This window comes from Microcoleus sp. T3_D1 (assembly GCF_036700405.1).
GTDB lineage: Bacteria > Cyanobacteriota > Cyanobacteriia > Cyanobacteriales > Microcoleaceae > Microcoleus.
Genome location: NZ_JAUBOV010000135.1, coordinates 1 through 10,715, shown reverse-complemented (window position 1 = coordinate 10,715; position 10,715 = coordinate 1). Strand labels below are relative to the sequence as shown.

The 10,715-nt window shown below is 49.1% G+C and carries 7 protein-coding genes; 4 read left to right on the top strand and 3 right to left on the bottom strand.

Annotation, left to right across the window (positions count from 1 at the left end; all coding sequences use genetic code 11):
• Nucleotides 1-119: 119 nt before the first annotated feature.
• On the bottom strand, nt 120-884 hold the full coding sequence (locus QT992_RS32020; RefSeq protein WP_333378630.1) for a sulfotransferase domain-containing protein: 765 nt from the start codon (nt 882-884) through the stop codon (nt 120-122).
• Between the two features lie 332 nt (nt 885-1,216).
• Entirely contained in the window at nt 1,217-1,417 is a 201-nt protein-coding gene (locus QT992_RS32015; RefSeq protein ID WP_333378627.1) for a hypothetical protein, read from the bottom strand.
• A 299-nt stretch (nt 1,418-1,716) separates the two neighbouring features.
• Here QT992_RS32015 and hpsA point away from each other — a divergent pair, with 299 nt between their 5' ends.
• The 4 genes from hpsA to QT992_RS31995 all read left to right on the top strand — a co-directional run bounded on the left by hpsA (nt 1,717) and on the right by QT992_RS31995 (nt 9,368).
• The gene (gene hpsA / locus QT992_RS32010) at nt 1,717-6,888 is read left to right on the top strand and encodes a hormogonium polysaccharide biosynthesis protein HpsA (RefSeq protein ID WP_333378623.1); all 5,172 of its coding nucleotides are present in this window, start codon (nt 1,717-1,719) and stop codon (nt 6,886-6,888) included.
• Between the two features lie 33 nt (nt 6,889-6,921).
• Nucleotides 6,922-7,521, top strand: a complete 600-nt coding sequence (locus tag QT992_RS32005) for a prepilin-type N-terminal cleavage/methylation domain-containing protein (protein WP_333378621.1) — start codon at nt 6,922-6,924, stop codon at nt 7,519-7,521.
• 64 nt (nt 7,522-7,585) lie between these two features.
• Nucleotides 7,586-8,677, top strand: a complete 1,092-nt coding sequence (gene hpsC, locus QT992_RS32000; RefSeq protein WP_333378618.1) for a hormogonium polysaccharide secretion pseudopilin HpsC — start codon at nt 7,586-7,588, stop codon at nt 8,675-8,677.
• 58 nt (nt 8,678-8,735) lie between these two features.
• Nucleotides 8,736-9,368 carry a type II secretion system protein gene (locus tag QT992_RS31995; RefSeq protein WP_333378615.1) on the top strand — a complete coding sequence of 211 codons (633 nt, stop codon included), beginning with the start codon at nt 8,736-8,738 and terminating at the stop codon, nt 9,366-9,368.
• A gap of 339 nt (nt 9,369-9,707) precedes the next feature.
• Here QT992_RS31995 and QT992_RS31990 read toward each other — a convergent pair whose 3' ends face one another.
• Complete coding sequence (locus QT992_RS31990) at nt 9,708-10,475, bottom strand: cobalt-precorrin-6A reductase (RefSeq protein ID WP_333378612.1); 768 nt, start codon at nt 10,473-10,475, stop codon at nt 9,708-9,710.
• Nucleotides 10,476-10,715: the final 240 nt, after the last annotated feature.

Below are 10,715 nucleotides of genomic sequence, written 5' to 3'. Positions count from 1 at the left end.
GGAGGATGGGATGAAATCAAGGTTCATGTAGGTTATTGGTGGGGTGGGGCGGGTTTATTTAGATTGTTTGTATTTGTTAGATATTGTTTGTGAACCCGCCCCTACAATTCCCGAAATAATTAGTCCCAGCCGAAGTCTCGATCGCACATTTCGGCTAGTCTTTGGTTGTGCGATCGAAAATATGCTCTCAATTGGTCGTATACTGTGTCGCTGATGGGGGGATATTGGGTGGCGTTGTATTTTTCGTAGGTTTGTAGTTGGTGCGGCGGCAATTCTAGAAATTCTAAGACGCTGTTGTATGTGCCGAAGGGATTGGTATATAAGTCTTCGCTTTTGAGGATTAAAAGTTGTGATTTGGGAAAAAGTTTTATCCAGGCTGGGAGTTGATCGGCGTAAATGCCGCGGGTTAGATAACTGTGGTGTTGGTGTTCGTAACTGTAGTAGTTTGGGTCGGCTTGGAGTTTTTCTATTTCACCTTTGAGTCTTTCGGGCTCGGAGGCGATCGCACTTTCTAAGGATAGGGATTCGTAGCCTATTTTGATATAGTAATAATAGTGGGAGATTGCGCGTTCTACTGGGTTTCTCAGCAGGGCGATTATTTTAACTTTGGGACATAAATCATAAATTCGCTGGGGAACTTGGGGGTGACAGATGTAGTAGGGGCTGGCTTCTCCGGTTACTAGGTTTTCGCCTGTTTGGGGCTGGGGAAATTGGGCATAGTACCAGTCTGGGCTTTTGTCGAAGTTCAAGTCGAAGTAATGGATTTCTTTTTGGGCGGCGGGGAGGATTTGGGGATGTTGGATTAGGTAATAGTACAGGGATGTTGTGCCGCCTTTTTGGGCGCCGATGATGATGAATTCGGGGGGTTTGGGGGGTTGTTTCATGGGTGGGGATGGTAGGTTGATATTTTGCACTTGTACTGACAGTGTTTCGGATTTGGCATTTGTACCGATAGTCCGCCGGGGGTTAAAACCCCCGTCTCATAGCGCAAGTCCTTTGAAAAGGACTGAAGATGTATAGCAATCCTCGCATCATTTGCATAATTATTGTAGGGGCAATCCCACGCCCGGTTGCCCGATAGATTAGGGGGTAGGCACGGGGAGTAGGGGTAGCACTACCCCTACAAATTTATCTGAATCATTATCGCACTTGGGGGCATTACGAAAATTCGATCGCACTTGGGGGCATTACAGCAATTCGATCGCACTTGGGGGCATTACAGCAATTCGATCGCACTTTGACCCAAAACGGAAGTTCGATCGCCCAATTTAGATTCGATCGCGCTGACAGGCTTAACTACTCGATCGACCGATCGTGATTGTAGATTCCGGTGGTTGAAAAGCGCTAGCAAGGCGAACACATCAACAAAGCCTGCCAGACAAGGGCTGGGAAATACATGGGATACGATCGCGATCACTGTTTTTGGGCGATCGCATTCACTCTCGCTCTGGGGACTGACATTTTAATTTAACTAGATTAGACTGGAGTTATGAATATCTAATTCGTGCGGGTCAAATCTTTCGCGGAAAAATATATTATCGGCGGCGATTTTGGTTGCGGGTTTGTGGGTTTTATTTTTCAGCCAAGGTACAGATTTAAATTTGTGCAAGAGGCTGATATGCAGGTTGCAAAAAATGGGAACAATAAAGATGGGATTGTACTGTCGAGCAGTCACTACCAGCAATACCATCTCTGAAATTATTCAGGAAGGCGTCAATGTTTAAGAGCAAATTATCCAAAATTATCGTATCCCTGCTGCGGCGGATTGCTGGTGTTACCAGATCCGGGGCCAAGCGGCTGATGAGAGCAATGCTGCAAACCCTGATGGCTATGGGCCGGAGGGCGAGACTGCCGGTGGCGGGGTTTGTGCTGCCGACGGTGACGATGGTGTTGCTGGTAGTGATTTTGTTGACTGTGGCGATTACCCTGCGATCGTTCGATCGGGCTAATACGGCGCGTAACGTGCGTGTGAGCCAGCAGGTGCTGGCGGCCGCGACTCCCGCGCTCGATCGGGCGAAAGCGAAAATTGAATATATGCTGCGGGAAGACCCGCAAAGACCGACGGCGACTCCATCCGATGCTGAAATGTACCGTATTATGTCGGCAGTTCCAGCTTCAGGGCAGGATTTGTATAAGTTTGGCGACGAAGAGCGTTTAATACTTAAGTATCCTGTTAACGGCGCTACTACTCCGGTTAACGTGAATCCTCAAGACCCGCTGGGGGAAGTAGGCAGTGAAAATGAAGCGATAAATACAGCTTGGAGATATCCCGTCGATACGAATAACGACGGCAATTTTGACACTTTTACGCTATATGGAATATTTTTTAGAACTCCTGCGCGCAATACAGATGGCAATTTCTCAAGGGCGAGACAGCCACTGGATGCCAGAACGCCGCCGATGTCTTTGGGCTCCTTAGACCCCGCGTGCTCGACTGAGGATGCAGGCAATACCGTTGCTAGCTTGGTGGGAGATTCCGGCTGGTATAAACTGGAGGGCAAACTTAAAAAAAGTTTCTTTGTCTATACGGTTAACGTCCCAATGACAGCGGCAGAAGCTAACCTCGTAGCTGCTGCGGGGTTGGGTCCTGCGGTAGCCTTCACGGGAACTCCCAGCATATCTGCACTAGAATATCAGCAAGACCAAAGTCGCATTCCCCTCAGCAATAATGCGGTTGTATATGAAGACGACTTAGATATATCTCCGGGACCACCGCTAAACCTAAACGGGCGGATATTTACAAATAGCAACTTATTGGTATCGGGGTTGAACGGTTCCAGAACTATCAAATTATTTGAAGTTAGCAGCAAGCGCTCTTGTTTTTACGATCAAGAAAATAGCAGAATTGCTGTCGGCGGCAACGTGCTCAACGGGACGGCAACAAATAGCACGGCGGCAAATCCCGTAGAAGTACATCTTTTCAAAACCAAAACAAGTTCAGACCAGCCAGATGCAGCCTCACCAGCAATTGACAGCGCCAATCAATCCGTTGGAAATAGCAGCCTTGATGTACTTTACAACAGCGACGCTTACTCACGGCGGTTAAATGCACTGGTGACGGCTCAAATCGCAGTTGATCCAACAGGTCTAGGTCTTGCAACTCCCCTGTCAGTTCGACAAGCGGTGAATCCCCCTGCAGGCAGCCAAAATCCGCCTCAAAAGTTGGAGGATGCGCTGCAATCTTATTTTAAAGAACGGCTGCGGAAAGTTCCTTTTTTAGAAGCACCGCTCGGAAGTGATGCAGGAGTCAGGGCTGGAGAGTCTTACATTGAAGGAAGCGGCGAGACTTTAAGACCGAAAGATGTTTGGAGCTTTCCTACAGGAAACTCTAATAACGATCAAGGCAGTGTTTCGGGTCCGACAGGACTAACCCTCCGTCTACCTCAGCTAGAAACAACAAATGCGGATGGTTCGGCAGTAAAACCTAATGACAACGAAGGGAAGTTGGGCGATCGCGTAGTGGTAGGCAATAACTTGCCAGCACAGCGGTGGAACAATCCAGAGCAAAAGTTTTTAGGTAAAGTGCCACAAAATGTGGGCAGTGGAACGCGGCAGCGCACGTCCCAAGTCACCAGGCTCGCCGACGTAGGAGCAACAGACCGCGGCAACGGTTTAGGCGAAACCCCAGATCCCGCAAAGCCTTTCAGAGACGGTTTCTGGGAAAGATCAGCAGCTCAAATACCGGTAAATCCCCTCGACGGCATTGGCGGTCTCCGGGTCATTACCAGTGCTGGCGTTTATGATCGCACTAACTCCTTCCTGCCACCGCCTAGGTGGACAGATGCAGACGGTCAAAATCAAGGTCCCGCATCTGTCGTTCCTTCCCCCCCTTCCCTTCCGGCCAATACTTACGACGACCCAGCAACTGCGGCGTTGGAGCAGTACCCGGTAGTCTGGCCAGACACCATGCCGATGTCACCGCTTGGACCTGGTTCTCAGGTATACAACAACGTAGCAGGTGCTTGGGAAAATTGGCCGGCACCCGCAACAGCCGACGGTACGGGCCTAGATCCAGCAGTCGCCTCTGTTACTCTGCTTTCCAGCATTAATGAAAACTCGGCCACGGCTAAAAAGTATGCCAAAGGCGATTTGCGGATGCGGGCATCGGCAGTGTATCACTACGCCAACAGCGGTTTCACCGATCCTACAGATCCGGCTCCAGACCAAACCCCATTTGCCTGCGTCAGCAGCTATTACGACCCCAGCAACGCTTCCACAGCTAGAAATATTAATTTCGCAGCACTTTCCAATGCTAGCTTCGATGTGAGCGGAGATCCTGCCATCGGATCACGGCAGGCATTCATCGGCTCCAACAACGGCATCGCCTACGCCCCGCCGACAAGATCCAGACCGAGAGGCGCTTCTGCTCCGAACGCTCGCGGCTTGCTGACAGGCGGCGATGCAGTATTGGACGCACAAGCCAACATAGTTTTCCCAGACGGTAGGTTTGCTAACGGGCCGCTGAGAACGGCGCTGCAAGTAAGCGAGGCAAATCGCACGTTAGCACAAAAAGCTGCGATCGACTCGACTAATTGTGCGATCGACATTCTCATCAGAGGTGCTAATGGTGCGAGTACCACACTTGTTCCTCCAGGAGCAATTCAAGAAGTAGCATTTTTAAACGGCAGAGAAATTAAAGCGGTCGATCGGGACGACGACAGAACTGCCGTTAACGAAGCTTTTACGCTCAGCAGTCCTCTGCCTGCCGACCCGCAAGCACCAGTCCCCCCAGCAGCAGTATTAACAGGCAATTACAATCAGCCTCTAGAAGAAAGACAACCTCTAGAAATTCGCGTCACCCAGTTAAATATCGGCTTGCTGCGCGGGCAACCATTTGCAGAACCAAATGCTCCTGCCGGGTGGCTGCTGCCCAACAGCGGGATTGTATATGCCAGCCGGGACGATGCGCTGCCCGATCGCAGCAATCGAAACGCGGACCCGGAACAGAGTAAAAGACTCAGCGGCTCAGACTCCAGGCTCGACCCCACCCGCAAGCCGAACGGCATTATGCTGGTTAACGGTCAATTCCTATTTCGCGGCACCGGCAATACTCCCGCAGGGGTCACTAGAGTAGCAGATGTAGTCAGAGAAAAAGGGCTGACCTTGGTATCTAACTTGCCGGTGTACATCAAAGGACAATTTAACCCCCACGGGCAAAATGCACCTGCCATTCCACCTGCGACACCGACTTTTAGGCCAGTCGAAGAGTTTACAGATCCTGTGAACCTAAGTTGGGGAAATTTTTACAACCGCAACACCCTAAACCCCAGCTTTGCCTGTCGCGCGGGCGACCCCAGGCTGCCGAGCTGTACGGGCGACTACTGGAGACCGGCAACAGTGCTGGCAGATGCTGTCACCCTCCTATCGCAAAATTACCGTTTTGGGTTTCGCAATGAGGGAGACTTTGACCTGAGAAACAATGCGGGTGCTGATGCCGTACTCCGCCGCCGACAAAGAGGATTTTTCAACAACAACTTTGTTACTAACGGACTTTCCAGCGGGGCGTTTTCAAACAACGGCAATTTATTAGGTACTCTAAATGCTACCACTACACCCTTAACAGATGCTAACTACGTGAGGCCAGCAACCGTGCTACCGACAGCAGGCGGCCCGTTATCGAGTTCCTACTTTAACAACTTTGTCACGCCTGTTCAGCGGCGCGGGCCTTTTCCAGAGTATCTGATGGAAGTTTGCACAAAACTACCGATTTCTGAGTGTGGGGATGCAGATTGGTTCGTCAATCCGCTAGCATCAACCCCTCAGACGGCATCTGCTGTTAGTACGTCATACACCACGCCTAACTACACTACTGCGGCTGCAGGTGTCTCAAGCGCTTTTCAAGCTGGATCGACAGTCGATCCGCCAATAGCAGCATTACAGCGATTCCCCCGGCGCGTGGCTTTTAAAAGAGACACTGGTTCTTCCCGATTGGAAAGTGCCACCACTCCACAGCCTTTTGGCATTACTGGAGGCACTACTATTGCTGCTGCTTCTACTCCTCCTGCCCCTACTGCTGGCAGAAATTCTCTGTGGTTTGCCACGGGAGCTAGGCCCACTGTGACTTACAATGGCAGCACCATACCGTATCAGGTCAACACCAACACTATCACCGCCGACACTAGAGACGGCAGCAATACAAGGCTACCAACTTTAGCAGCAGCAGCATTAGCACCAACCGCACCAACTCCTCCCTATTCAGCGGGGGCGACATATAACGGCACCCAGCCGCTCTTGCTCCCAGTCTTACAACTCCAAAATGTCAGTACAGCAACGTCGGGCAATGCAACAGGTACCCTTTCTGCCCTACAAACAGGGTGGATACCGCAAGCTGTACAGACAACTTTCAATCTCATCATCGGAGCTAACGATACTCCGTCGAGAACCCTTACCCCTACAACCAGCGACTTTAATGGCGGTTTGCAAAACTTGCCCCGATTCTTGGAAAGCTGGGGGGAGAATGGGGCAGTTACCACTAATATTCGAGGCAGTTTTATTCAGTTGGCTCGCAGCGCCTTTAGCACCGCACCGTATCAACCAACTCCGACTGGAGGGTTAGTAACCGTGTTCTCTCAATTGAATCCTTCACTCCCGCTGACTGCTATTCCAACTATATACAACATTTCGACGGGCGCAGGTCGGATTCCATACTTCAGCCCGCCAACCAGGAACTGGGGTTATGACGTGGGTCTGCTATCTCAGCCGGCGGACTTGTTCACTCAAAAGTTGACTACTCCTCCCTCAAGGAATCAACCGGCCGAGTTTTTCCGAGAAGTACCTCGGAATGACAAGTGGGTAAAAACTTTGATATGCGGAGTCAAGGCATCGGACAATACGCCCGCTACTTCCCTTAGCGCCAATGAAAATTGCCAGCAATTCCCCTATCAATAACTTTGTGTCGCGCAATTACTGGAGTTCTAATTTATGAGCAAGCACAGACAAAAGCAAAATTTACCTCAGTCGCGAGACGGCGGCTACACGATTATCGAGTCTTTGGTAGCGATGATCGTGGTTTCTGTGCTGATGATTGCGATCGCCCCTGTGATGGCTTTCTCAGTAGCGACTCGCGTACAAGCGCGGCGGATAGAACTGGCCACGCAGGCGGCGAGAACTTACATAGACGCTCTCAGGACGGGGGCGATCAGGCCTAATGATGGAACAAGCCCAGCAGGTTTTCCTGTCGAAAGTTCTGCTGCTCCTACAAGCTCTACGGGTTTGTATTGCGTTGACTTGGATGGTGGAACTCCCCCATGTATTGATGGTAGTAAAAAAGACTTTTACGTTCAGGGTGTTCGTTCCACTACTGCTAAGCCCACAGAAACAGGCTACTCCTTAACTGTTCGTGTTTACAGAGCCGACGGGTTCCCAGGTACCATGACAAAGACACAGCAATCAGTCGCTAATTCGGCTCTTGGCAATCCTCAAGCGCCTTTGGTGGTAATGCAAACGGAAATTCCCCCTACTAGGCAAGGAGGTTCGTCTGCATATCGATCGCTCTGTACTCGACTCGGTGGTTGTCAGTAATAATCAAAGCCCCCGTTGTTAAATTAAAATCGCTTCCTCCCATTTGACAAAGGAAACAGTCAAAATGAAAACTTTACTCAGGTTGCTTCTCAAAACTCAGCACCAACGAAACCGCTCTGGGCAAGCTAAAACAGAAAAGGGCATGACTCTGGTCGAGCTATTAGTCGGAGCAATTATGGCGTTTATAATCATTACGCCAATGCTCGGTTTTGTAGTCGATATGCTGAATACCGACAGGAGGGAACAAGTCAAGTCAAATACGGAGCAAGACCTTCAGGCGGCCGTTGATTTCATCGCCCAAGATTTGAGCCAAGCTATTTATATTTACGATAATAATCCTGCTACTACCAGCACTCCCACCACTACCCCTACAGGCATCCCTGCAATACGGAATTTCATCCCCACCACAGACCCAAATCAAACCCCTATTCTTGTATTTTGGAAGCGACAGCTTCTCAAGAATTCTATTCCTCTTACTGCGGGCATTCAACCAAATGATTGCAACACAAATGCGTGCAACGATACCTATGTCCTATCATTAGTTGCGTACTACCAAATTAAAGAAACTAATTCTAACTCTATTTGGTGTCAGCCTTCAGGAGGTACGTGTCCTACCCGTATTGTTCGTTATCAAATTCAAGACGGATTGCGAGATCCTAACTCGACAAATCCAGATCCATCACAACGCTATTTTACTGATGTAAGTGACGGGCAAAAGCGCAGTTCGGCCTTTTACATAGGTTCTTCCACTCTGCCAGGTTTTGATATCAGCAAGCCCACTGAAAATGTGACGAATGGAGCAGCTAGTTTCGCGAACCCGGATGTAAGAAGCGAGGTACTGCTCAATTACATCGACCACAACAGCCCAGGGCCGGCAGTCACAGGCAATGAGTGTACGACCGCTCTGGGGACTCCCACTACCCAAACTGGAATTACAATCCCAGAAACAACTCTCAAAATAACAGATTCATCATCTCCAACACCTACAAATAGCTTCTACGCTTGTGTTGATACTGCTAGAAATTTAGCCCGAGTCACTATCAGAGGAAATAGCCTCCGTCGCCTTCAAGCCGATGCTAATTATAACCCCAACAGTTCGGCGTTTTTCCCAACAGCAAGCGTTCAAGTACAAGGTCGAGGTGCCCGCGGACAGTAACTGATGTCTGAAACACATTTCCGAATCGCCGCCCGCCGATAAACAATAGGAGAATACCATGAAAACCCCACCAATATTATTAAAACTTTTGCATAACTCGGCTGCCAAGCCCAGCCCTAATTTCAACAAAACTGCATCCAGAAAAGATGATGGAGGATTCACCCTTCTAGAAGTGCTCGTGATAGCGTTAATCATAGGTATATTTAGCTCGATCGCCGCTCCAAGCTGGGAGGCATTCATCAACAGACAAAGAGTTCGCACTGTGAACGATCGAGTCCTCCAAACCTTGCGAAGTGCACAAAGCGAAGCAAAGCGAAGTAAGCGTGATATCACAATTACATTCAATCCTACTCCAGCTACTGACCCGCCAACAGCTATAATTAACACCGACCCAGCCCAAAACCCTCCCCTACAAACAGTGACTTTCAACGGTGGAGGCGAAATTAAAGAAAAGCAGGTTACACTAATCACGAATGCAATTACTCCTGTTGATACTGGTGTTCCTGTAAATTCGATCGTTTTTGACTATCAGGGCAATGTAAAAAAATTGCCTCCCAGTACAAATCCTGCAATTACCAACGCACGATTTGTGGTCACAGTTGCTCCATCTCGCGGTGGGGCTAATCAGTGTGCGATCGTGGAAACTATCATAGGAGGAATGAGAACTGCTGAAGGAACAGAATGCAACTAACTGGCTGCTCATGATAGCTTTCAATAAATTTAATCTTAATCCCTAACATCGATTCCGCATAAATGCAGAATTGCTAAAATCTATTAACTTAAATTATTTTATATTTCAAATCATATTAAAACAGTCAAAATATGCAGCTAGAACTAAAACAAATAATCATCCAGCCAGGAAATCAACTATTACTCAAAGACATAACCTGGCCGAGGTTTGAAACCCTACTAATATCATTTCTGGTAACACCGGAATGATGTTGACCGTTGACTGTTGACAGTAAACAGTGAACCGTCAACAGTAAACAGTCAACTCAAATTTACTATTCCAATGCTAACGAATTTGATATCATAACTGCTTAACTAACCAAGCGATCGCCCCTTCAACATCAGCAACCTGCTCAACATCCGCAATCGGCGGCCGCTGCACCATCACCACCGGAATTCCCAGTTCCCTAGCCGCCACAATTTTTGCATAAGTAGCACCGCCGCCGCTGTTTTTACTAACAATTGTATCAATCTGATATTCTAATAGTAATTGGCGCTCCTCTTCCAAAGAAAAAGGCCCCCTTGCTAATAACAATTTACCATTAGGAATAGGAGAATTGAGTGCCGGAGGATCGATCGCCCGCATCAAAAACCAAATAGCATCCAAACCAGCAAAAGCAGCCAATTCCTGCCTACCAATCGTGAGAAACACGCGCTGAGACAGCCCTAATAAAGCCCTTGCAGCCTCCGAGTGGCCCGCAACATCAATCCAGCGATCGCCCTCCACCCTCTCCCAAGCTGGACGCACCAGCATCAAATAGGGTACATTACATTCAGCAGCAGCAACAGCAGCATTAGCAGAAATCTGAGCGGCAAACGGATGAGTAGCATCAATCAAAAAGTCGATCGGGCGATCGTCTCCTAGGGCTGCGCGATCGAGCAAAAACGCCGCCAGCCCAGCCGCCCCACCAAACCCCCCAATTCGCACCGTACCCGTTTTTGGGGTAAAAGGCTGTTGAGTGCGTCCTGCTAGCGAAGATACCACCTCTATTTCAGCAATTTGAGACACTCTCACCGCCAGTTCAGCAGCATCCCCCGTCCCGCCCAAAATTAGCAACCGTTTTTTCACCAAATTATCCCTAATACCAATTTAATGTGAAGTTGCACATATCTCGATCCCCCTAAATCCCCCTTAAGAAGGGGAGTAGGGGTTGACTTTGAGAAGAATCTTGTCCCCCCCTTATTAAGGGGGGTTAGGGGGGATCGGGCTTAACCCAAGCGCATTGGGTTAAAACAGACATCTTGCAGCAATATCAATAAGAGGACTTTTCGTGGGGTCGGGCGGGTTTATAGAACCTATTTGCAAGCT